20 protein-coding genes are annotated in these 23,147 nt (G+C 73.3%); 7 read left to right on the plus strand and 13 right to left on the minus strand.

Features of this window, described 5'->3' with window-relative positions:
* Nucleotides 1–78: 78 nt before the first annotated feature.
* The gene (locus tag IE237_RS28820; RefSeq protein ID WP_229842946.1) at nt 79–798 is read right to left on the minus strand and encodes a TetR/AcrR family transcriptional regulator; all 720 of its coding nucleotides are present in this window, start codon (nt 796–798) and stop codon (nt 79–81) included.
* Between the two features lie 180 nt (nt 799–978).
* Here IE237_RS28820 and IE237_RS28825 point away from each other — a divergent pair, with 180 nt between their 5' ends.
* Together IE237_RS28825 and IE237_RS28830 are read left to right on the plus strand one after the other, a co-directional pair.
* Nucleotides 979–2,715, plus strand: a complete 1,737-nt coding sequence (locus IE237_RS28825) for an amidase (RefSeq protein ID WP_189805041.1) — start codon at nt 979–981, stop codon at nt 2,713–2,715.
* Between the two features lie 229 nt (nt 2,716–2,944).
* Complete coding sequence (locus tag IE237_RS28830) at nt 2,945–6,319, plus strand: pyruvate carboxylase (RefSeq protein WP_189805165.1); 3,375 nt, start codon at nt 2,945–2,947, stop codon at nt 6,317–6,319.
* A 95-nt stretch (nt 6,320–6,414) separates the two neighbouring features.
* Here IE237_RS28830 and IE237_RS28835 read toward each other — a convergent pair whose 3' ends face one another.
* The 6 genes from IE237_RS28835 to IE237_RS28860 are packed head-to-tail and all read right to left on the minus strand — an operon-like array spanning nt 6,415 to nt 12,306.
* Nucleotides 6,415–7,440, minus strand: a complete 1,026-nt coding sequence (locus IE237_RS28835) for a pyridoxal-phosphate dependent enzyme (protein ID WP_189805042.1) — start codon at nt 7,438–7,440, stop codon at nt 6,415–6,417.
* The gene (locus IE237_RS28840) at nt 7,361–8,404 is read right to left on the minus strand and encodes a GHMP family kinase ATP-binding protein (protein ID WP_229842947.1); all 1,044 of its coding nucleotides are present in this window, start codon (nt 8,402–8,404) and stop codon (nt 7,361–7,363) included. Before IE237_RS28840 ends, IE237_RS28835 begins: the two co-directional genes overlap by 80 nt.
* Nucleotides 8,401–9,261, minus strand: coding sequence for a Rossmann-like domain-containing protein (locus IE237_RS28845; protein WP_189805043.1), 861 nt, complete (start codon nt 9,259–9,261; stop codon nt 8,401–8,403). Before IE237_RS28845 ends, IE237_RS28840 begins: the two co-directional genes overlap by 4 nt.
* Nucleotides 9,262–9,273: 12 nt before the next feature.
* Nucleotides 9,274–10,083: an ABC transporter ATP-binding protein gene (locus IE237_RS28850; RefSeq protein WP_189805044.1), complete on the minus strand. Its 810-nt coding sequence runs from the start codon at nt 10,081–10,083 to the stop codon at nt 9,274–9,276.
* Nucleotides 10,080–11,240, minus strand: coding sequence for a FecCD family ABC transporter permease (locus IE237_RS28855; protein ID WP_229842948.1), 1,161 nt, complete (start codon nt 11,238–11,240; stop codon nt 10,080–10,082). The genes IE237_RS28850 and IE237_RS28855 overlap by 4 nt, the downstream gene beginning before the upstream one ends.
* Complete coding sequence (locus IE237_RS28860) at nt 11,230–12,306, minus strand: ABC transporter substrate-binding protein (protein WP_229842949.1); 1,077 nt, start codon at nt 12,304–12,306, stop codon at nt 11,230–11,232. Before IE237_RS28860 ends, IE237_RS28855 begins: the two co-directional genes overlap by 11 nt.
* Before the next feature lie 110 nt (nt 12,307–12,416).
* Here IE237_RS28860 and IE237_RS28865 point away from each other — a divergent pair, with 110 nt between their 5' ends.
* On the plus strand, nt 12,417–13,682 hold the full coding sequence (locus IE237_RS28865; RefSeq protein WP_189805045.1) for an MFS transporter: 1,266 nt from the start codon (nt 12,417–12,419) through the stop codon (nt 13,680–13,682).
* Between the two features lie 146 nt (nt 13,683–13,828).
* Here the strand turns inward: IE237_RS28865 and IE237_RS28870 are convergent, their stop codons facing one another.
* Nucleotides 13,829–16,561: an FAD/NAD(P)-binding protein gene (locus IE237_RS28870; protein WP_370468305.1), complete on the minus strand. Its 2,733-nt coding sequence runs from the start codon at nt 16,559–16,561 to the stop codon at nt 13,829–13,831.
* Between the two features lie 169 nt (nt 16,562–16,730).
* On the opposite strand from IE237_RS28870, the gene IE237_RS28875 reads away from it, so the two are divergent.
* The 3 genes from IE237_RS28875 (at nt 16,731) to IE237_RS28885 (ending at nt 18,273) form a co-directional block, all read left to right on the plus strand.
* The gene (locus IE237_RS28875; protein ID WP_189805046.1) at nt 16,731–17,192 is read left to right on the plus strand and encodes an RrF2 family transcriptional regulator; all 462 of its coding nucleotides are present in this window, start codon (nt 16,731–16,733) and stop codon (nt 17,190–17,192) included.
* A gap of 42 nt (nt 17,193–17,234) precedes the next feature.
* Nucleotides 17,235–17,804, plus strand: a complete 570-nt coding sequence (locus IE237_RS28880) for a SixA phosphatase family protein (protein WP_189805047.1) — start codon at nt 17,235–17,237, stop codon at nt 17,802–17,804.
* Nucleotides 17,805–17,907: 103 nt separating this feature from the next.
* On the plus strand, nt 17,908–18,273 hold the full coding sequence (locus IE237_RS28885) for a DUF6193 family natural product biosynthesis protein (protein ID WP_189805048.1): 366 nt from the start codon (nt 17,908–17,910) through the stop codon (nt 18,271–18,273).
* A gap of 64 nt (nt 18,274–18,337) precedes the next feature.
* Here the strand turns inward: IE237_RS28885 and IE237_RS28890 are convergent, their stop codons facing one another.
* The 5 genes from IE237_RS28890 to IE237_RS28910 form a co-directional block, all read right to left on the minus strand.
* Complete coding sequence (locus tag IE237_RS28890) at nt 18,338–19,441, minus strand: PP2C family protein-serine/threonine phosphatase (RefSeq protein ID WP_189805049.1); 1,104 nt, start codon at nt 19,439–19,441, stop codon at nt 18,338–18,340.
* 95 nt (nt 19,442–19,536) lie between these two features.
* Complete coding sequence (locus tag IE237_RS28895) at nt 19,537–19,833, minus strand: DUF2188 domain-containing protein (protein WP_189805050.1); 297 nt, start codon at nt 19,831–19,833, stop codon at nt 19,537–19,539.
* Nucleotides 19,834–19,865: 32 nt separating this feature from the next.
* Nucleotides 19,866–20,987 carry a glutamate--cysteine ligase gene (locus tag IE237_RS28900; RefSeq protein WP_189805051.1) on the minus strand — a complete coding sequence of 374 codons (1,122 nt, stop codon included), beginning with the start codon at nt 20,985–20,987 and terminating at the stop codon, nt 19,866–19,868.
* A 113-nt stretch (nt 20,988–21,100) separates the two neighbouring features.
* Nucleotides 21,101–21,274 (minus strand): CsbD family protein, encoded by a 174-nt coding sequence (locus tag IE237_RS28905; RefSeq protein WP_189805052.1) that lies wholly within the window; start codon nt 21,272–21,274, stop codon nt 21,101–21,103.
* Nucleotides 21,275–21,316: 42 nt separating this feature from the next.
* Nucleotides 21,317–22,141: a YhjD/YihY/BrkB family envelope integrity protein gene (locus IE237_RS28910; protein WP_189805053.1), complete on the minus strand. Its 825-nt coding sequence runs from the start codon at nt 22,139–22,141 to the stop codon at nt 21,317–21,319.
* 305 nt (nt 22,142–22,446) lie between these two features.
* Between IE237_RS28910 and IE237_RS28915 the strand changes: the two genes are divergently transcribed.
* Complete coding sequence (locus IE237_RS28915; protein ID WP_189805054.1) at nt 22,447–23,136, plus strand: HemK2/MTQ2 family protein methyltransferase; 690 nt, start codon at nt 22,447–22,449, stop codon at nt 23,134–23,136.
* Nucleotides 23,137–23,147: the final 11 nt, after the last annotated feature.

Genomic DNA, 23,147 nt, shown 5'->3' on the forward strand with positions numbered 1-23,147 from the left:
CGGCACATGAGACGAAGCCGAACCGTCCTCCGGCTCCGTCGCGTCAGGACACGTCGGCGTGCTTCCCGGGGCCCGCCGTCAGCCCTGGCCAGGAGGGCGCAGTTCGCGTTCGAGGGCCGACAGGGCGAATGCGTGTGCGGAGGTGTGCTCCCAGCGGGACCGTCCGAACATCACGTCCTCGGAGAGCCCGCTCAGCATGGCCACGGCCCGGATGGTGAACTCGGGGAGGTCCACGTCGGCGAAGTGTCCCAGGTCACGGCCCTCGCGAAGGATGGCTTCCAGGCGCTCGTCCCAGCCGTCCAGCAGCTCGGTGAGGATGCGGCGGCCCGCTTCGTCGTGGCGCTGGGCGAGCACCTGCGTCCACAGCGCGTAGCGTTCGTCGCCCTGGTGGCGGGGCAGGTAGGAGCGGACGAACAGCTCCAGCTTCTCGGCAGGGGACGCGGCCTGGTCGGCGGCCTGCTGGAACCGGGTCCAGAGGTCCGCCTGGCTCCAGGCGAGGACCTCGAGCAGCAGCCGGTCCTTCTTGCCGAAGTGGTAGAGGATGTGCCCGGTGCTCATGCCGGCCCGCGCGGCGATGTCCGACATCCGCAGGGCCGCCGTGCCCTTCTCGGCGATGACACTGATGGCGGCCCGCATGGCCCGCTCCCGCGCCTCGTCCCCGCTGGGCTGGCGCTTCCTGTCGATCGGGACCCGGGCCGCGGGCCGCGAGGCGGCTCCGGTCCCGGCGCCCGCCGCCCCGGTCACGCCGTCGGGCGGGAGGCGGTCGGGCAGCGTGGGCCCGGTCTCTGACGTCGCCATGAGCTCACTTTCGGTTCCGGAAATCCAGCAGCCAAGTCTAGGTTCCGAACATCTAGACCGTTAGTCTAGACTGAAAATCTAGTCAACGCGACGGGGAGTGTGACGGCCGGCTGTGCGGTCGCCCCGACGGCGGGCCGCCGGCGGCCCGCCTGCTCCACCCACCACCCAGGAGACACCCACATGACGCGCGCATTCGATGTCGTGGAGACCTGTATCGCCGACCTGCGTGCAGCGCTGGAGAAGGGCGAGACGACCTCGGTCGGACTGCTCGACGCCTACCTCGCGCGGATCGACGCGTACGACCGGCCCGGGACCGCCACCGCCCTGAACGCGATGGTCGTGATGAACCCGCACGCCCGGGCGGAAGCCGAGGCCTCCGACGCCCGCCGCGCCCGCGGCGAGACGCTGGGCCCGCTGGACGGCATCCCGTACACCGCCAAGGACAGCTACCTCGCCGAGGGGCTCACGGCCGCGTCCGGCTCCCCGGCGTTCGAGCACCTCGTCGCCCAGCGCGACGCCTTCGCCATCGAGCGGCTGCGCGCGGGCGGCGCGGTCCTCATCGGCCTGACCAACATGCCCCCGATGGCGAACGGCGGCATGCAGCGTGGCGTGTACGGCCGTGCGGAGAGCCCGTACAGCGCCGACTGGCTCACCAGCGCCTACGGTTCCGGCTCCTCCAACGGTTCCGGCACGGCGACGGCGGCGTCCTTCGGCGCCTTCGGCCTCGGCGAGGAGACCTGGTCCTCGGGCCGCGCCCCCGCCTCGAACAACGCGCTGTGCGCCTACACCCCCAGCCGCGGCGTGATCTCGGTCCGCGGCAACTGGCCGCTCGTCCCGACCATGGACGTCGTGGTCCCGCACACCCGCACCATGGCCGACCTGCTCGAACTGCTCGACGTCGTCGTCGCCGACGACCCGAACCCGCGCGGGGACCTGTGGCGCGCGCAGCCGTGGGTGGCCCTCCCCTCGGCGTCCGAGGTGCGCCCCGCCTCCTACCCGGCCCTCGCACCCGCCGACGCCGAGGCCGCGTCCGAGACGCTCGCCGGCAAGCGCGTCGGCGTGCCCCGGATGTACATCAACGCCGACCCCGACGCCGGAACGAACCCCGACGGAGGCATCGGCGGCCAGACCGGACAGCGCATCGACACGCGCCCCTCGGTGATCACCCTGTGGGAAGCCGCCCGCCGCGACCTGGAGGCCGCCGGCGCCGAGGTGGTCGAGGTCGACTTCCCCGTGGTGTCGAACTACGAGTCCGACCGCCCCGGAGCGCCTTCGCTGCTCACCCGCGGCCTGGTCAGCCGCGCGTACCTCACCTTCGAGATCGAGGACCTGTCCGCCTGGGCCTGGGACGACTTCCTGCGCGCCAACGGCGACCCGGCGCTCTCCACCCTGGCCGACGTCGACCCCGCCCGCATCTGGCCCAAGCAGGAGGGCGAACTCCCCGACCGGTACGAGGGCTTCGACGACACGATCGGCGAGTACCCCCGCTTCGTGCGCGAGCGCCCGTACGCGTCCCTCACCGATATGCCGCACCTGGAGCAGGGGCTGCGCGGGCTCGAGGAGACGCGCCGGGTCGACCTGGAGGAGTGGATGGACGGACTGGGCCTGGACGCGGTGGTCTTCCCCGCGGTGGCCGACGTGGGCCCCGCGGACATGGACGTCGACGTGGCCTCCGCCGACCTCGGCTGGCGCAACGGCGTCTGGGTCGCCAACGGCAACCTGGTCCCCCGCCACCTCGGCATCCCGACCGTGACCGTGCCCATGGGCACCATGACGGACACCGGCATGCCCGTCGGGCTGACCTTCGCGGGCCGCGCCTACGACGACAACGCGCTGCTCTCCCTCGCGGCTGCCTTCGAGAAGACCGGCGGCCGGCGCACGGCGCCGCCGCGCACGCCGCGCCTGCCGGCGGAGTGACCTGACGGAGGCCGCCCTACGGTGCGGAAGCGTTCGGTACACCTGGCGGGCAGCCGGGTGGCGATGATCCATGTCACTGTCGTGGGTCCTTCAGAAGGCCACGGCGCAGCCCTTAGCGTTGCCGGAACGAGCCGGGCGCGACGCGGGCGCGTGCCGCTGAGGGCACCGCGTACGCGGGGAGGTGTCGGCGACCCGTAGTGCTCATCACCGGCAGGGTGAAGGGATCATGATGTTCCGCAAGGTACTGGTGGCCAATCGCGGGGAGATCGCGATTCGCGCGTTCCGCGCCGGCTATGAACTGGGGGCGCGCACGGTTGCCGTCTTTCCGCACGAGGACCGCAACTCTCTGCACCGGCTGAAGGCCGACGAGGCGTACGAGATCGGTGAGCCCGGACATCCGGTGCGGGCCTACCTCTCCGTGGCGGAGATCATCCGGGCGGCCCGCCTGGCCGGCGCGGACGCCGTCTACCCGGGCTACGGATTCCTGTCCGAGAACCCGGAACTGGCACGCGCCTGCGAGGAGGCGGGCATCACGTTCGTGGGCCCGTCCGCGCAGACCCTGGAGCTGACCGGCAACAAGGCCCGTGCGGTGGCCGCCGCCCGTGAGGCCGGCGTGCCCGTGCTCGGCTCCTCGGCGCCCTCCACCGACGTGGACGAACTGGTGGCGGCCGCCGAGTCCATCGGCTTCCCGGTGTTCGTCAAGGCCGTCGCCGGCGGCGGCGGGCGCGGCATGCGGCGGGTCGAGGACCCGGCGGCGCTGCGCGAGTCCATCGAGGCGGCGGCCCGTGAGGCCGAGTCCGCGTTCGGCGACGCCACCGTCTTCCTGGAGAAGGCCGTCGTCGACCCGCGCCACATCGAGGTGCAGATCCTCGCCGACGGCGAGGGCGACGTCATCCACCTGTACGAGCGGGACTGCTCGCTGCAGCGGCGCCATCAGAAGGTGATCGAGCTGGCGCCCGCCCCGAACCTCGACCCGGTGGTGCGGCAGCGGATCTGCGACGACGCCGTGAGGTTCGCCCGCCACATCGGCTACCGCAACGCGGGCACCGTGGAGTTCCTCCTCGACCCCGACGGCAACCACGTCTTCATCGAGATGAATCCGCGCATCCAGGTCGAGCACACGGTGACCGAGGAGGTCACCGACATCGACCTGGTGCAGTCGCAGCTGCGCATCGCGGCCGGGGAGACCCTCGCCGACCTCGGTCTGGCGCAGGAGTCCGTCGTCCTGCGCGGTGCCGCGCTGCAGTGCCGGATCACCACCGAGGACCCGGCCAACGGCTTCCGCCCGGACACCGGCATGATCAGCGCGTACCGCTCGCCCGGCGGCTCGGGCATCCGGCTCGACGGCGGCACCACCCACGCCGGTACGGAGGTCAGCGCCCACTTCGACTCGATGCTGGTCAAGCTGACCTGCCGGGGGCGGGACTTCAGGACGGCCGTCGACCGGGCCCGGCGCGCGGTGGCGGAGTTCCGCATCCGGGGCGTGTCCACGAACATCCCGTTCCTCCAGGCGGTCCTCGACGACCCGGACTTCCAGGCCGGGCGGGTCACGACGGCCTTCATCGAGCAGCGGCCGCAGCTGCTCACCGCGCGCCACTCGGCGGACCGCGGCACCAAGCTGCTGACCTACCTCGCCGACGTCACGGTGAACAAGCCGCACGGCCCCCGCCCCGACCTGATCGCCCCGGCCACCAAGCTGCCCCGGCTGCCCGCCGGTGAGCCGCCCGCCGGCTCCCGGCAGCGGCTGGCCGCCCTCGGCCCGGAGGGCTTCGCGCGGAGCCTGCGCGAGTCGCCGACCCTCGGCGTCACCGACACCACCTTCCGCGACGCCCACCAGTCGCTCCTCGCCACGCGCGTCCGGACCAAGGACCTGCTCGCCGTCGCCCCGACGGTGGCGCACACCCTGCCGCAGCTGCTGTCCCTGGAGTGCTGGGGCGGCGCCACCTACGACGTCGCGCTGCGCTTCCTCGCCGAGGACCCCTGGGAGCGGCTCGCCGCGCTGCGCGAGGCCGTGCCGAACATCTGCCTGCAGATGCTCCTCCGCGGCCGTAACACCGTGGGATACACCCCGTACCCGACCGAGGTCACCGACGCCTTCGTGCAGGAGGCCGCGGCCACCGGCGTCGACATCTTCCGGATCTTCGACGCGCTCAACGACGTCGACCAGATGCGGCCCGCGATCGACGCCGTACGGGAGACGGGGACGGCCGTCGCCGAGGTCGCGCTCTGCTACACGGCCGACCTCTCCGACCCGGCGGAGAAGCTCTACACGCTCGACTACTACCTGCGGCTGGCCGAGAAGATCGTCGCCGCGGGTGCGCACGTCCTGGCGGTCAAGGACATGGCCGGTCTGCTGCGCGCCCCCGCCGCGGCGAAGCTGGTCTCCGCGCTGCGCCGGGAGTTCGAGCTCCCGGTGCACCTCCACACCCACGACACCGCCGGCGGCCAGCTCGCCACGTACCTCGCGGCGATCCAGGCCGGCGCGGACGCGGTGGACGGCGCGGTGGCCTCCATGGCCGGGACCACCTCGCAGCCCTCGCTGTCGGCGATCGTCGCCGCCACCGACCACTCCGAACGGCCCACCGGCCTCGACCTCCAGGCCGTCGGCGACCTGGAGCCGTACTGGGAGAGCGTCCGCAAGATCTACGCCCCCTTCGAGGCGGGTCTGGACTCGCCGACCGGGCGCGTGTACCACCACGAGATCCCCGGCGGGCAGCTCTCCAACCTGCGCACGCAGGCCGTCGCGCTCGGCCTCGGCGACCGGTTCGAGGACGTCGAGTCGACGTACGCCGCCGCGGACCGGATGCTGGGCCGGCTGGTGAAGGTCACGCCGTCGTCGAAGGTGGTGGGTGACCTCGCGCTGCACCTCGTCGGTGCCGGGGTGGCGCCCGAGGACTTCGAGGCGGCGCCGAACCGTTTCGACATCCCCGACTCGGTGATCGGCTTCCTCCACGGCGAGCTGGGCACGCCGCCCGGCGGCTGGCCCGAGCCCTTCCGCAGCAAGGCGCTGGAGGGCCGCGCCGGCCCCAAGCCGATGCGGGAACTGACCGCGGAGGACCGCACCGGTCTGGCCGAGGACCGGCGCGCCACACTCAACCGCCTCCTCTTCCCCGGCCCGACGAAGGCCTACGAGACGCACCGCCAGGCGTACGGCGACACCAGCGTCCTCGACAGCAAGGACTTCTTCTACGGGCTGCGCCCCGGGAAGGAGTACGCCGTCGACTTCGGGCCCGGTGTGCGGCTGCTCATCGAGCTGGAGGCCATCGGCGAGGCGGACGAACGCGGCATGCGTACCGTCCTGTCCACCCTCAACGGCCAGCTGCGGCCGATCCAGGTCCGCGACAACGCGGCGGCCGCCGACCTCCCGGTGACCGAGAAGGCCGACCGGTCCGACTCCGGCCACGTCGCCGCGCCGTTCGCCGGCGTGGTCACCCTGGCCGTCGCCGAGGGCGACGAGGTCGAGGCCGGCGCGACGGTGGCCACCATCGAGGCGATGAAGATGGAGGCCTCGATCACGGCCACGAGAAGCGGACGGGTGTCCCGCCTGGCCATCACCAGGATCCAGCAGGTGGAGGCCGGCGACCTCCTCGTCGAGATCCGGTGAAGGGGTAGGCAGTAAGGCGGCCGAAGGCCGGGACACCACGGCAGGTGTCCCGGCCTTCGGCCGTCAGGGCGGCTGACGCTGCTGGTGCCGGTGCGTCAGGACGCCCCGGCCGGGGTCGTCGCCGGGGCGCGGTTCCAATCCATCCGGGACCAGGGCAGGGCGAGCCGGCTCTGGTGGGAGACCTCACACGGGGTCAGGTCGGAGAGGGGTGCTGCTTCGTGGTGCCGGGCGTAGACGGTGTCGACGTAACGGTGGCCGGTGTCGGCGGCGATGAAGAGGACCGTTCGCTCCGGGGAGCGGTCCCGTTCGTGGCGGGCGGCGAGGTAACCGGCGCCGGTGGACAGGCCCGCGAAGACCGCGTGCCGGCGCAGGAGGTCCACGCTGCCGGCGAGGGCCGCGTCGAAGGAGATCCAGTGGAGGGTGTCGTACAGCTCGTGCGAGACGTTCCCGAAGGGGATGGAGCTGCCGATCCCGGCGATGATGATCTCGGGGTCGGAGACGTGTTCGGCACCGAAGGTGACGCTGCCGTAAGGCTGGACGCCGACGAGTCGGACGTCGGCCTCGCGCCCGTCGGGGGTCTCGCGCAGGTAGCGGGCGAGGGCTCCGGTGGAGGCTCCGGACCCGACCCCGCCGACGACGGTGAGGCCGTCCGCGCCGGTCGCCTCCCGGATCCGGTGGGCGACCGCGCGGTAGCCGAGGTAGTGGACGTCGTCGTGGTACTGCCTCATCCAGTGGTACTCGGGGTGCTCGGCGAGGATCTCGTGGATCCGCTCTACGCGGCGCTTCTGGTCGAGTTTGAGGTCGTTGCACGGCTCCATCCGCTCCAGCGTGGCTCCGAGCACGGCGAGTTGGGTCCGCAGGGTGTGGTCGACCGTCGTCGAGCCGACGATGTGGCAGCGCATGCCGTGCCGGTGACAGGCCAGGGCGAGGGCGTAGGCGTAGATGCCGCTGGAGCTGTCCAGGAGGGTGTCTCCCCGGCGTACCACTCCGTTGTCGAGCAGGTGCCGTACCGCCGCCAGGGCGGAGACCACCTTCATCGTCTCAAAGCGCAGGCAGACGAGCCGGTCGTCGAGGCGTATCAGGTCCGGCCGGCCGATCGACTCCGCGATGTGCTGGTCCATTCAGGAGCTCCTTGGTCGTCGTGAAGGTCGTGAAGGTCCGGGTGGCGGGGATGCCGTGGGCGTCCAGGGCTCCCCGGCAGCCGCGGACGCGGTGCCGCAGTTCCGGTGCGGCGGGGTCGAACAGCACACCCGCCACCGCGCCGCTGTGCGCGATCTGCACACCCACCGCCCCGGCCTGGCGGGCGATGCCGGTCAGCGCGTCGAACTCCGGATGGCCGAGCACCTGCTGGCCGCGGCGTGCGCTGGCCGTGGCGACCTCGCCGAGCCGGCGCACGTCGCCGGTGGCCACCGCCCGGCGGAGCAGCGTGCGCAGCCGTTCGAAGGCCCGTACGTCACCGTCGCCGGCTTCGCGTACGGGCAGCGAGAGGGTGTCCACCGGTGCGCCCCCGCCGAGGGTGCAGCCCACCACGACCAGCGGTGGCAGGGCCGGGCCGAGGACCTCCAGGACGCGGCCCTCCCGCTGGGCGAAGAGGACCGGGCGGCCGTCCAGCATCAGCGGGTCGCAGGCCAGCTCCGCCCGTACGGCGAGCCGGGCGATCGTGTCCACGGGCAGCCGCAGCCCGTACGCGTCCGCTACCGCGCGCACGGTGGCGATCACGTCGGCGGTGGAGCTGCCCATGCCCAGGCCCACGGGTACGTCGCAGGTGAGCCGCACCTCACCGCCGCACGCCGGCGCCCCTGTCCGCCGGGCGCACTCGGCCACCGCGAGGGCGGCGGCCCGCGCGGCCTTCGTACGGTCGGCGGGCAGGACGGTCAGCTCCTCGGGTGCCGTGCCGGGCCGGCGGGTGAACGCGGCGGTGCTGCCGGGCCCGGCCATGGGGAGGGTGACCAGGCCCGCGCACCGGCGTCCGTCGTCGTCGAGGAAGACGCCCTGGAGCAGCTCGCCGTGGTGACAGGGGGCGTACCCGGTGCCGGTGGGGAGTTCACCGGCGCGGGGTGTCGCCGGGCGGGCGGCGGGGATCACGCGCCGCCCTCCGTCCGGTAGCGGTACAGGGTCGTCTCCTCGGCGCTGAACTGGGAGAAGGGGAACGGTTCCGCGGACAGCGCGGTCACACCGGAGCCGAGGAAGGCGCGGGCGACCGCGCTGCCGCTCTGGGCGTAGACGATCAGCGGGATGCCGCGGGTCCGGCAGCGCTCCAGGACGGTGTCGAACGAGCCGTTGCTCAGGGTCATTCCGGTGGCGACGACGGCCTCGGCGCGGTCCAGTACCTCGTGCATGTCGTCGGTGACCGGGTCGCCCCACTGGGTGGCCTTGAGGTTGAGGTCACAGGGCAGCGGTTCCCCGCCGCGCGCGCGGATCGCCGCGACGAGCGGGTTGACGACGCCGATGAGTCCGACCTCGGCGCCCTGCTCGATGTCCAGCAGACCGGCGATGGCCGCGTCGCGGGCCTTCGCACGGACCTCGGGGGTGCCGGCGGGGAGGGTGACGGCCTCGGCTGCGTCCGTGGCCGCGGCCACGCGGTGCGGGCGGATCTCGGAGAGGTAGGCGTCGAGGGCCGCGATCCGCAGCGGGCGCGGAGCCTCGCGCAGCAGGACGTCGAGCGGGGTGCCGGAGGAGTCGCGGCAGACCGACGGGTCGATCTCGCCGGCCTCGAAGGCGCAGCCGCCGAAGGAGCCGCCGAGGCGGACCAGGACGTACTGGTTGAGGTAGGTGGTGTCGCCGCCGGCCAGGCGGGTGCCGTGGTGGATCCAGAACACGCTGGTCGCGACGAGTGCGGAAGGGAGCGGGCCGTGGTCACCGGCCAGGACGGCCGCGATGAGCCCGTCGACGGTGGTCACGGTGGAGGGCGCGAGGGCGGGGGCGGGGGTCGGCTGGGTCATGGGGATCCTCGTTCACAGGGCGGGTCGGGGTGCCGGCGGCGCGGCCGGGACCGGGGCGCCGAGCGGCCCCCGGTAGACGACCTGGGGATGCCCCAGGGCGTCGGTGGTGAGTTCGGCGTCCACCTCGAAGACCTCGGCGAGCCGTTCGGCCGTCAGGACGGCGGCGGGCGGGCCGGAGGCGATCAGGCGGCCGTGGTGCAGGAGCAGCAGCCGGTCGCAGTACCGGGCGGCCAGCGACAGGTCGTGCAGCGCGACGAGGACGGTCTGGTCGGTGCCGGCCAGGAGCTCCATGAGGTGCAGCTGGTGTCCGACGTCGAGGTGGTTGGTGGGTTCGTCGAGCAGGAGCCCGTACGGCCGCTGGGCGAGGGCGCGGGCGATGTGGGCGCGCTGGCGTTCGCCGCCGGACAGCGCCTTCCAGGGCCGCTCGGCGAGCGCGGTGAGTCCGAGGTGCTCCAGCGCCGCTGCGACGACCGCCCGGTCGGTGGCGTCCGGTCCGCGCCAGCGGTCGCGGAACGGGATACGTCCCAGGCCCACGACGTCGGCGACCCGCAGGTCGCTGTCCGCGCCCGTGTTCTGGTCGACGAAGGCGACGTGGCGGGCGATCCGGCGGGCGCTCCAGTCCCGTACGGACTCGCCGTCGTACCGGACCGTGCCCGCGTCGGGGGTCCGCAGGCCGGCCAGGCAGCGCAGCAGCGACGACTTGCCCGAACCGTTGGGGCCGAGCAGTGCGACCGTCTCGCCCGGCGCGATGTCGACGCCGACTCCGCGTACGACCGGGGTGCCCGCCACCGACCAGCTCAGGTCCTCGGCGGTGATCCTCACAGTTCACCGCGCCTGCGCAGGACCAGCAGGAAGAGCGGGACTCCGAGGAGTGCGGTGATCACTCCCACGGGAACCTCGCGGGGTGCGAAGGCGACCCGTGCCAGCGCGTCCGTCCACACCAGGAACACCGCGCCGGCGAGCGCCGCGTACGGCAGCAGGACCCGGTGCAGCGGCCCGACGAGGAACCGCACCCCGTGGGGGACGATCAGCCCGACGAAACCGATCGCGCCGACGCTGGCCACCGCCACCGCGGTCAGCACGGCCGTGACCACGAGCAGCAGCATCCTGGTGTGCCGTACGCCGATCCCGAGGGATGCGGCGGTGTCGGCGCCGAACGCGAGCCCGTCGAGGGCGTGGGAGCAGAGCCAGGCCGCCACCAGTCCCAGCGGGGTGACGATCGCGCAGACGGCGACGGTGTCCCAGCGGGCCGGCGCGATCGAGCCGAGCAGCCAGTGGGTGACGGCCCGGGTGGTGTCCGCGTCCGCCGAGGCCATCAGGACGAGCGAGGTCAGCGCGGTGAACAACTGCCCGACGACCACGCCGGTGAGGACGATGCGTGCCGAGTCGAGGCCGGTCCGCCGCAACAGGGCCAGGAGCAGCCCGAAGGAGAGCAGCGCACCGGCCAGCGCGCCGCCGGTGACCCCGAGCGTGCTCGCGCCCACTCCGAGGACGACCACGGTGACGGCTCCCGCGGACGCTCCCGAGGAGACGCCGAGGAGGTACGGGTCCGCGAGCGCGTTACGGGTGACGGCCTGGAGCACCACGCCGCACACGGCGAGCGAGGCGCCGACGAGGGCGGCCATCAGCACGCGCGGCAGCCGCAGGTCCCAGATGAGGGAGTCCAGCAGCGGCGGCAACGGCTCCACGTCCAGGCCGAGATGGGCGCCGAGGACCCGCGCGAGGCCGCTCCAGCCCACGTCGGCCGTGCCGACGCGCACGGCCGCCACCGTCGAAGCCGCCAGGGCTCCCGTGGCGAGCAGGAGGAGGACCGCCTGGGCCGCCGGGGACCTGCCCGGACGCCCGGCGGACCCGGCGGATCCGGCGGATGCGCCGGGCCGGGGCGGGATGGTGACGGTGTCCCCCGTCAGCGCCCGCCCGCGGAGCGCCGGAGGCAGGAGGTGCTCCGCTCCGCTCCGGATGTTCTGGTCAGCGGGCATACCCGAGGTCCTTCATGCCGTCGGCAAGCAGTCCGAGGGCGTGCACGGAGCGGACCGACGGGTCCAGCTCGATGCCCGGCACCTCGAGGATCCTGTCGTCGCGGACGGCTGCCAGCCGGGAGATCACCGGATGCGCCGTCATCGCGGCTCGCTTCTCGGCGGCGCTGTCGCCGGGCCGGCCCCGCTCGGACAGGTCGCCGATCACGATGACGTCGGGGTCGCGCTCGGCGACTTCCTCCCAGGAGACCTCCGGCCAGTCCTCGTTCACGTCGTCGAAGGCGTTCTTCGCGCCGACGATCCGGCTCATCTCGCTGGGCAGACCGGTCCTGCCCGCGACGTACGGCATTCCGTTGAACACGGAGTAGAGGTAGACCACGGTCGGCCGGTCCACCCCCCGGGGTGCCGTGGAGGTGTTCTCGCCGGCCTCGGCGACCGCGGCGCGCTGGGCGGCGGCGAGCTCGCGGGCCCGCTCCTCTGCGCCGAAGACCCTGCCCAGGTTCTCGTAGTCGGAGAAGAGGAGCTCGAAGGGCGTCGTGCCGGCCGGGTTCTGCCGCGGGCAGTCCACGGCGCTGACGAAGGTGGGGACCTTGAGGGCGGCCAGCTCGTCGCGCGTGCCGGCCCGGTCCCCGGTGTAGAGGTCGGCGGAACCGGCGACGACGAAGTCGGGCGTGGCGGCCCGCAGTTGCTCACCGGTGGCGATCTTCGGGGCGATGACCGGGACCTCGGCGTACGCGGCCTCGTACCGCGGGGGGATCTTCGTCTTGAGGTTGGCGGTTCCCGCCATCCGGTCCTGGAGCCCGAGTTCGAGCAGCGTCTCGGTCGAGGTCTGATCCAGGGCGACGGCCCGCTTCGGAGGCTCGGCGAAGGACATCCGGTGGCCGCAGCTGGTGACGGAGACCGCCGTGCCGGAGGCCTGGGCGGTCGGCTCGCCGCCCGTTCCGGAGCCGCTGCCGGCTGCCGTGGAGCAGCCCACGGTGGCAAGGGCGAGGGTGAGGGCGATGCCGAGGCGGGCGGGATGGCGCATGGGTTCTCCGGTCTGCGGGAGGGCGTGGGTGTTGTCGTGCACCGGGCAGGAATGCCCCGTCGGAAGGGTACTGTAATGGAATTCATTTTCATTAACGAACCCGGGGCGGGGTTCGCCGACCCCCTCCCCCACCTCCAAGGAGCAACCACACCGTGGCCAGCACACCCACGCCCACAGCGGCGAAGTCCGAGACCGCACCCCCTCGTTCGGTCCTCCGCGACACCGCCTTCCTGCGCCTCTGGGCGGGCACCACCGCCTCCGGCCTCGCCACCTGGGCCCTGCCCTTCGTCCTCGGACTCGCCGTACTGCACCGCGACCTCGGCGCCGCCGGTCTCGGGCTGGTCCTCGCCGCCCGCACCGCGGGCTTCCTCGCCGCCGTCGCCGTCGGAGGCGTCCTGGCCGACCGGCACTCGCGCCGCGCGGTCGTGCTCTGGTCCGCCCTCGCGGCGGCCGTCGCCGCACCCCTCCTCGCCGCCGGACTCGACCGCTCACTCGTGCTGATGACGGCGGCGGCGGCCCTCGCGGGCGCCGGACAGGGCGCCTGCCGCCCGGCGTTCCAGGCACTCACCGCAGAGACCGTCACCCCCGACCGGCGCCAACAGGCCAACGCCGCCATGACCATGGCCGTACGGAGCTCGACGCTCGCCGGACCCGCCCTGACCGCCCTCCTCGCGGCCTTCCTCGACGTGGGGTCGCTACTCCTCGGCATCGGCCTGCTCTGGCTGGTCGCCGCCCTCGTCCCTGGCAAGGGCGCGTACACGGCGGCGGACCCGGCCGCCGGGACCGCCCCGCGCCCCGGCTTCCGCGCCGAGTTCCTGGAGGGCATACGGGAGGCACGCCGCCACCCGTGGTTCCTCGCCGGGCTCGCCGCCCTCGTCGCGGTCATCGCCCTCGGCTACTCCGCCACCAGCGTCGCGCTGCCCCTGATCAGCCGGGACCGCTACGGCACCGAGTGGGTGCTGGCCGCGGCCATGACCGCGTACACCGTGGGTGCGCTCTGCGGGGCCCTGGTGACCGCCCGCCTGCGGCCGCGCTCCCAGGGCTGGGCGGCCTTCGCCGGTCTGGCCGCGTACGGTGTCGCACCGCTGAGCCTGATGCTGCCCGTGCACCCGGTCGTGGTCGTCGCCGCGTACGCCGTCGCCGGGATCGGGATCGAGCTTTTCAACGTGCCGTGGTTCACGGCCACTCAGCGCGAGGTCGCCCCGGACAAGCTGGCCCGCGTCTCCTCGCTGGACTTCCTGGTCTCCTACGGTCTGGCGCCGGTGGGCCTGGCCCTGATCGCCCCGGCCATCGACGCGTTCGGCGTCACCCCCGTACTGGCCGTGTGCGCCGCCGCCTGCTTCCTCGTACCGGCCGCGGCGGCGCTCGTACCCACCTCCCGCCACTTCGCCCGGACGGCCCCGACGACGACTGACTGACCGGTCACCCCCGTCGCCCAGGCCGGGCCCCCGGACTGGGCGACGGACGCATACCGCACTCGGGCGAGGGCGGCCTCCTCCTCACCGTCTCGACGGCCGCCGACGCCCGATGCGGGGAGTGCGAGATCCGCTTCCCCTCCCGTGCGTCAGAGGCTCAGTCCGGCCAGCCTGCGCCGGTCGAGCGGGGACGCGCGGCGATCCAGGCGTTGTTCGAGGAGGTGGCGGGCCTTGTCGCTGTGGCCCGCCTCCACCAGCGCGTACAGCAGGGTCTCCTCGACGACCTCGCGCTGAGCCGCGCTGCCTCCCACGCGGCGCAGCGAGGGCAGCAGTCCCCGCAGTTCCCGTACCGCGGTGGCCCACTCCTCCTCCAGGACCGCTTCCAGCGCGCTGCACAGCGGGACGACGACCTCCCGCTGCACCGGGTCCGCGCCGGCCGCGTGGGTGCGCAGGCGGCGGAGGGCGGGGAGGTCGCCGGCGGCGGCGAGGGCGACGGCGCTGTGCAGGGCCGTGAACGCGGTCGAGGGACGTTCGACCAGGTCGCGGGCGACCGCGTCGAGCACGCCGTCGACGGGGACGCGACCGGTCCAGTTCCTGGACATGCGGGCCCGCCACAGCAGGGAGCCGGAGTCGACGAGGGCCCGTACCCCGTTCACCTGGCCCGGGGCGAGCTGGGCGAACCAACGGCGGCGTACCGCCGCGGAGTCGTCGAGGGCCAGTTCGTGGAGCGCCACGTGCCAGGAGAAGTGCGCCCGGTGCACGGCGCCCCGCCCCTGGCCGCCGATCCAGCCGTCGAGCCAGTCCCGGCCGGCGCGGTGCTCACCGGACTCGTAGTGGACGTGGGCGAGCGCGTGCACGGCGTGTCCTGAGGCGGGTTGCGCGGCGAGCGCCTCCCGGGCGAGCTCGCCGGCCTCCTCGATCCTTCCCTGCTCCTGCCGGACGAAGGAGAGGAGCGAGGTGTGGAACCAGTGCCCCTCGTAGGCGGACGCGGTCCGCTCCACCAGACCGAGGGCCAGTGTGCCGTCGAGATCCGCGACGCCGGAGAAGGCGATGGTGGGGACGGCGATGCCGAGCGCGAAGGCGTCGGCGGGGAAGCGGCCGAGGTGGTCGACGAGCGCCGTGTCGCCGTCGCTGGTTCCGTCGCCCGCGTGGGCTTCGTGCTCCCTGATGCGGCGCGTGACGACGTCGACGAACGACCGCTCCCGCTCGTCGCCGCGTTCCCGCACACTGCGCTGGGCGTCCGCCAGCTCCCGGGCGACATCGACGTCCGCTCCGCACTCGTGACCGAGCAGGGCGAGTGCGGCGTGCCCGAGGGCGAACCCGGGGTCCAGTTCGGTGGCGCGCGCGAACGACTCGGCCGCCTTCGCCCGTACGGTGATCACCCGGGCGAGTCCGCAGCGGAAGGACGCCGCGGCTGCGGCATGGGTGGACAGCGGCAGCCCGAACTGGTCGGTGGGCCGGCGCCGTACCGACCGCGGGGCGCTGGTCAGCGGGGCGAGTACGGCCTCGGCGATCTCCTTGGCCTGCTGACGGATCTCGGGGATCGCGGTCGTCTCCCACAGCTCGCCCCGGCGGGGCGCGCCCAGCGTGAACAGCGGCCGCTCCGGGCGTCCTTGGGCGTCGAGCAGCCTGCCGCCGTCGGTGGAGACGCCGATGCCCAGCGGTCCGGGTGCGGCGAGGCCGTCGGACAGCAGCACGCTCCACAGTGGGTCGCCGCCGGCGTCGGCCCGCAGCCCCGGCCCCGTACAGTCCACCACCCATGCCACGCGCAGCGCACGGCCGTCGGCGAGGGAGACGGTCAGGCCGCCGTCCTCCTGCGGTGCCGCGGAGGCGACCCGGCCGGCGTGGACGCGGAGCCTGCGGGCGGCGCGCGCCCGGGCGATGGTCTCGGCGGTGGAGGGCGCCATGCGGTGCCGGTGCACGTTCCACGGGGTGGCGTCACGGCCGAGGAACTCCGCCCGCTCGTCGTCGGTGAGGCCCTGCCAGAGCCGCGCGATCTCGGGCCGCAGCCCGTCGAGTGCGGGCCGCCAGTCGCCGTGGGCGCGGCGCGTGGCGGCGAAGTGCCGCGTCAGCTCCCTGCGGAGGCGGTGGAACGGGAGAGCGGCGAGGCCCGGCGGCGGCGGTACGGCGGGCAGCGGGGCGACCGCGTGCGGCTGGGGAAGCAGCCCGCCACGGGACACGGCGTGCACCGTGCGGCCGGGACGGTCGAGGACGAGGGCGAGGTCGACGGCGGTGAGACCGGTGCCGACGAGGAGGACGTCGTCCGACGCGCCGACGGCGTCGAGCGCGCCCGGCGTCCAGGGGCGGGGGACGAACCGGTCGGAGGCGACCAGCTCGGCCGGGGCCCAGCCGGACCGGCCCGCCGCGGGCCCGGTGGCGAGGACCACGCTGTCCGCCGTCACCGTGCCGCCGTCGGCGAGCCTCAGCTCCAGACGCCCCCCGGCCGCGTCGGCGCACCCCGTGGCCCTGGTGCGCAGCCGCCGTACGGAGACCGTGCCGTGCGCCGTGATGATGGCCCGGCCGAGCGTGTCGGCGAGATACGAGCCGAAGCGGTACCGGGAGGCGAAGTCCGCCGCGGTGACGGTGGGATCGCCGTGCCGGCAGAGCCAGCGCCGGAAGTGACCCGGGTCGTCCGGGTAGCAGCTCATGCCGCCGACGGGCACGTTGAGCCGGTGCTCGGGGACCTCGGTGGCGTACGCGGTGCCCCGGCCCGCCTCCGGAGCGGGGTCGACGAGGATCAGATCGAGCGGGATGCGGCGCCGGGCCGCCCCTTCGCACAGCTGGACGGCGACGAGCGCACCGGCCGCGCCCGCGCCGACGACTGCCACGGTCGGTCGAGGACGGGCGGACTCGGCGGACGGCGAGGACACGACAGCTACCACGGAAACCTCCGACCAGGGGCGGGTACTGCACGACCAATGTTCACTATGTCGATGAACAAAGTGGAGTTGCAACGCCGCTTCCGGACAACGACGACGCGCCGGAGTGCTGTTGACGGCCTGTGAGCACCGCCGCAGGTCAGCTTCCCCCTCCTCGTGAGACATTGAGTCCGTGAGGATCTCAGCACGAACGGACTACGCCATCCGGGCCATGGCCGAGTTGGCCTGCTCCCCGGACCGGCCTCTCAAGGCCGAGGACATCGCCGGACGCCAGGACATCCCCGTCCGCTTCCTCTTCGTCGTGCTGAGCGACTTGCGGCAGGCGCGTCTGGTGCTCAGCGTGCGCGGGCCCGACGGCGGTTACTCCCTCACCCGGCCGCCCGCGGAGATCACCCTCGCCGACGTCATCCGCGCGATGGACGGACCGCTCGTCAGTGTGCGGGACCTGAAGCTGACGGGTCTCGAGTACCAGGGTGCGGCGGCTCCCATGCCGGACGTGTGGCGTGCCGTACGGACGAGTCTGCGCCAGGTCCTGGAGAGCACGACGCTCGCGGATCTGGCGACGGGCACCCTGCCCGAGCTCGTACGGGACCGGGCCCGCGACTACAACGACGACGTACGGACGTACCCGTAGCGTCCATGGCCGTTCGACGGCCCGCGCCTTACGCTCAAGGATGTGCCGCCCTCCGCCGAGACTCCTGAGCCCGCCGGATCCGCCGACGACCGACCGCGTCGGCTGTTCGTCCTGCGGCACGCCAAGAGCGCCTGGCCGGAGGGCGTTGCCGACCAGGACCGTCCCCTCGGCCCGCGCGGGCTGCGCGACGCCCCGGCCGCCGGGAGCTTCCTGGCGGAGAGCGGCGCACCGCCCGACCTCGCCCTGTGCTCTCCGGCCCGGCGCGCCCGCCGGACCTGGGAGCTGGCCGCCGCGGAGCTGGACGGCCCGGTGCCGACCCGCCACGACCCACGGCTGTACGGGGCGGACGCCCAGGAACTGCTCGATGTCCTGCACGGCGTACCCGACGAGGTCGCGACCCTGCTCCTGGTCGGGCACAACCCGGGCCTCGAGGACCTGGTCCTGCTGCTCGCGGGCAGGGCGGCCGGTGACGCCCTGGACCGTGCACGGACCAAGTTCCCGACCTCCGCGATCGCCGTCCTGACCTGGTCCGGCACCTGGCCGGACCTCCGCCCCGGCGAGGCGCTCCTGACGGACCTGGCGATCCCCCGCGGACCCCGCGACCCGTCCTGAGCGGGGGCATCCGTCGCCCCCGGGCGCGCGTCCCGGCAGACGAGAATCCTCCTGGTCGGCTTCTGGATCGGAGGAGCCTGGCCGTCGGCGACGAGGGAGCACGATGAACAGCGAACACCCACCTGATGCGTCGGAGATCGTCGCCGCGGAGTGGCGGCGAATCCTGGACATGAGCGAAAGGCGCATCGACCCCGCGATCCCGCGTGCGGCCCACGCGGATCCCCGTCTGCGGGAGTTGTTTCCCATGGTCAGCCACGGAGCGCTGCACTTCAGCCGGTGCACTCGGTACCCGTGGACCCACGATGTCGCCGGGTTGTTCCCCCGCCCCGGCGGGTTCCATGTGTTCCGGCACTCGGACAAGACGGTGCTCGGCGAACCGGACACGGTGCAGGAAGCCGTCGAGCTCATCGTGGCCAACCTGCCGGACGGCTGCGGACCGGCCGTCGACGGAACCCCGGACGACCTCTGAGGGACACCGACAGCACCCCCTCTCGAGCAGGCCTCCGCGGCCCGCGCCGCCGGGCCCTGTCCCGTCAGCCCGGCCCGGAGGGGTCCACCGTGAGGATCAGGAGGGTGACGTCGTCCTGGATCTCGGGCGTGAAGCGACTCAGGTCGCCCCAGATCTCGTCGGGCAGCTGGTCCAGGCCGACACCGGTCATACGGGCCAGGCGCTCGGCGAAGGGGTAGAAGGCTCCGGAGGCGTCCCGTGCCTCCAGGACACCGTCCGACGCCAGGAGCAGCCGGTCCCCGGGCAGCAGCGACACCGTGGCGGCCGTCCCGGGCGCGACGTCGGCGAGGCCCAGTCCCAGGGGCGGTCCGGGGTCGAGTTCCACGGTGCTCACGGCCCCACCGCGCAGCAGGACCGGCGGCGGGTGGCCGCAGGCCAGGACACGGACCTCCCGCCCGCGCGGCGCGAAGTCCAGGAGGACGGCCGTGGCGAAGAGCTCCGCGTGCTCCGTCCGCGCCGAGTCGACCACGAGTCTGCGGTCCAGCCTGGCCGCGATCGACTCCGCGTCCACGTCGTCCAGCACGGCCTCGCGGAACGCCCCCAGGACGGAGGCGACCGTCGCGACGGCCGACAGGCCGTGTCCCTGCACGTCGCCGAGGACCGCCCGCACGCCGTGGGGGCCGGGCCGGACGTCGAAGAAGTCGCCTCCCACCAGCGTGCCGCGCTCGGCGGCGCGGTACAGGCTCGCGCACCGCACGGACCCGACCCGCCGCCGCACGTCCGGGACGATGGCCCGCTGCGCCGTCTCGGCGACGGTACGTTCCAGGTCGAGCTGCTCGTCCCGGCGCCCCCGGACGAAGGAGACGAAGACACACAGGGTCGCGACGAAGCCGAGGGTGAAGAGGTCGGTGTTGCCGGGCCGGTCCAGATGGAAGAAGGGAATGGTCAGCAGCCCGATCGTCGCGGCGCCGAGGAAGGCCGTGGCCAGCGGTCCGTAGGCCAGGACGGCCAGCGGAGGCACCGCGCCGAGCAGGAAGCCGATGTCCACCGGAACGGAGTCGGTGAGGGAGGCCACCCCGACCCCGACGAGCAGCAGCACGGGCAGGACCCGCACCCAGCGGGGCGGCGGTGCCCCGCTCAGCCAGCTCCGCCGGTACGCGCCGGTCGCCGCCTTCCTCGGCTTCACCACACCACCAGGCTCCTATGCCGGAGTGCGCGGCGCACTCCACGGCCTCATCGGCCACGCGGTTCCTGGCCCGCCCCCGGGTGGAACGCGGGGATGCACTAGAAGAGGCCTCCGCGCTCCCCCGCCCTGCGGCCACGTTCATCCGGGGACGCCACGGGGGCGTCGCCGTAGGTGTAGGCGGTGCGGATGTGCCCGTCGCGGGCATGGACGACGACCTGCGCGGGGGTGTGCTCCTTGGCGTGCCGGCGCGCCGCGTCGATCGCGTCCTTCTGTGTTTTGTGTGGCTCGTGCAGCAGCCGGCGGCCTTCCCTGCCCTCGACCTGCCACTTCACACCCGCTGCCGCCGCCCGCTCGCCGGACGGTGCGACGTGGTAGACGGTCCGTTTCGCAGCCATGACCCTTCTCCTCCTTGGTCGGTTCCGGCGTCTCAGGCTCGGGAGTCGCCAGTGATGCGCGCGCATGCGGTGACCACCGAGGTGAGACTGCCGTGGGTGCGCAGGAGCCCGCGCTGGATGCGGGCCCCGTTGCCCCGTTCCAGCAGACCGGCGATGCCTTCGCGGACCCGTTCGTCGTCGCCGCTCTCGACCAAGGCCTCTCGGACATGGGCGTACAGCGCCTGGACGACCTCCGCCGCCGGTGCCTCCCGCATGGTCTCGGGATGGAGGAGGGGGCCGTCCAAGCCGGACCGGCCGGCCTGCCATGCCGCCAGCCGCAGCAGGTCCGTGCCGACGCGGGAAGGGGGATCCCCTCCGCGCCAGGCCCTGGCGGCAGTCTCGACGAGGGCGCGCACCAGGGCGGCGAGGAGTACGGGCGTCGACGCTTCGAGGCACACGTCCGCCACCCTGACTTCCACCGTGGGGTAGGTGGCCGACAGCCGGGCGTCGAAGTAGATCATCGCCTCGTCCCGCAGGACTCCGGTGTCGAGCATGGCACGGACCTGGTCGTGGTAGCGATCGGCGGAGCCGAAGACGTGCATCGGGCCGGCCGAGGGCAGTCTGTTCCACACCCGGCTGCGGTAGCTCGCGTACCGGCTGTCCTGCCCCTGCCAGAAGGGCGAGTTCGCGCTCATCGCGGTCAGTACGGAAAGCCAGGGCCGGATCCTGTCCAGTACGGCGACGCCTTCCTCGTCCGACTCGACCGAGACGTGGACGTGGCAGCCGCAGGTGAGTTGTTCCTGCGCGGTCAGGCCGAACTGTTCGCCCAGCCACGCGTATCGCCGGCCCGGGTTCAGCGAGGGCCGGGCCGGCAGCGGCGAGGTGGCGAGGGCCGCCACGACGGCGCCCGCGGCCACTGCGTGCCGACCGGCCTCGGCGCGGCACCGGGTGATCTCGTCCCCGAGTTCGCCCATCTCCGTCACCGGTCTGGTGGCGAACTCCAGCTGCTCCTTCTGCAGTTCCTTCTCGAAGGCGTGTCCTGGCGCGCCATCACCGCGCGGCCGCTGTTCCGCGGACCGGTCCGCGGCCGCGAGGACGGCACCCGCCAGAGCGAGGGGCTCCCCACTGCGGGCATGCACGAGAAGCAGCTCTTCTTCCACGCCCACGCTTCTCATTCAGCCACCACCGTTCGTCCCTCCCTGAGCGGGAGGGCCCGCCCTCTCGCAGGGGCACCTCCTCCGGGATCGTGCGCGAACCGCTCTTCGTCGGCCCACCGCGCTCGGCGCGGTCAGCTCTTGAACACGTCCTTGATCTTCTCCTTGGCCTGGCGGGCGTTCCCCTTCGCCTTCTCGGCACGCCCCTCGGCGGTCATACGTTCGTTGCCGACCGCACGACCCGCCGTCTCTTTGACCTTGCCCTTGACCTGCTCGGCCTTGGCCCGGCTCTTCTCCTTGTCCGCCACGACTGTTCACTCCCTGAAATCGGAGCCAATAGGTACATATGGCTACTCACCCACATTCCGGCCGGCAAACCTGCGGGACAGTTCGCTGTCGACCAGACGGCCGGTGAGCGCACCGCCGAACACGACGACGCCCACGGCGACGAGCCAGGTCTGGATGACGAGGAACGCGCCGAACGGGCCGTACGTGACGGCACTGGACGCGATCAGCGGGGAGAAGACGAGCCGGGAGAAGATCCTCAGCCCGAGCAGTCCGAGCACGGTGGCCACCGCGCCGGGCAGCAGGGCCGTCCACCTGACTCGGCCGCCGAGGAGCAGTCGCTGCGACCACCAGAAGAACAGGATGCCGCAGACCAGGGAGACGCCCCCACTGGCCGGGTTCTCACGCCAGAAGGGCGAAACAGCGAACAGGTAGAGGACGCCGATGAGTACGGCGAGCCACACCACGTGCCGCCACCGAGCCCACCAGCGGGCGGGCGGCAGGCCCCAGACCTTCTCGTAACCGCTCTGCACCACCGTGCCGAACGAGAGACCGAACACGGCGAGCAGGGCGAGACCGAGGGCCGTCGTGGTCCGCCGCACCTGACCGGGCAGAGCGAACAACCGCTCGATCTCCACCCTGGCCGCCTCCGACACCCCGATGCCGTCCCCGAGCCACTGCGCGAACCCCTTCCCGCCACCCGCGCCCGCCGCGGACACCACGATCAGCAGCGGGACGAGCGTGAGGAAACTCAGCGCCGCGAACCCCAGCGAACGCTGCCAGAGATCGAGTTCGCTGATCGCCCCCCATCGGTGCCCGGCTCGGAGGCGACGGATCACGCTGCGTATCCGACCGAACAGAGACGATCGCCCCGCACGGTGGGCGATCATCAGCTCACCGGCGCCCGGGCCACCGTCGGCAGCGCGTGCACGCCGTCGCCGCACGGGAAGACGAGCATGGTGCGCTCCAGGGGACGGATGCTGTCTCCACGGTAGAACGCCAGCGGCGGTGGCGACCACCGAGAGCCGCCGCCGGCATCCTCCCCTTCGTGTCCGGTCGCTCGTGACCGGTGCACCACCCCGATCCCGCGTAGCCCGCCCTCTCGCCGCACCGTACAAGCGGATGCCACGGCTCCGCGCGACAATGGAGATCGACGACGCTTCCCGCACCCACGGCCCCAGAGATCCGGAGGCTCATGGTGCCCACCACGGCTCCGAGCTTCGGCACGCTGCCCGGACACCTCATCGTCCTGCCCGGCGTGTATCGCCCGCAGGCCGACACCTGGCTGCTCGAGGAGGCTCTCTCCCAGGAACCGATCGGCACGGGCACGCGCGTTCTGGACATCGGCACCGGAACAGGTGCTCTCGCCCTGTCCGCGGCGCGTACCGGGGCCCGGGTCGAAGCCGTCGACGTCTCGTGGCCCGCCGTCGTCACCGCCGGGCTGAACGCCTTCCGGCAGCGACTGCCGCTGCGCGTGATGCACGGCGATTTCGCGACCCGGACCCAGGGACGACGCTTCGACGTCGTCCTCACCAATCCGCCCTACGTACCCTCGGCGAGAACCCGGCCGCCGTCGCACGGGGCGGCCCGGGCCTGGGAAGCCGGCCCCGACGGACGGAGAGTCATCGACCGCGTCTGCGCGTGCGCGCCGGCCCTGCTGCGACCAGGTGGCGTCCTGCTGATGGTGCACTCCGCGATCTGCGATCCACCGGCCACCGTGGCCCGGCTGGAAGCGGGCGGACTGTCCGCCCAGGTCACGGCGCGGGCCTCCGTCCCCTGGGGTCCGGTACTGCGTGCGCGGCGGACCTGGCTGCAGACGCAGGGACTGGCGGACTACGGCGACGAGCGCGAGGAACTGGTGATCATCCGTGCCGCGCACATCTGACGGTGCGACCC

This window comes from Streptomyces tanashiensis (assembly GCF_014648895.1).
Taxonomy (GTDB): domain Bacteria; phylum Actinomycetota; class Actinomycetes; order Streptomycetales; family Streptomycetaceae; genus Streptomyces; species Streptomyces tanashiensis.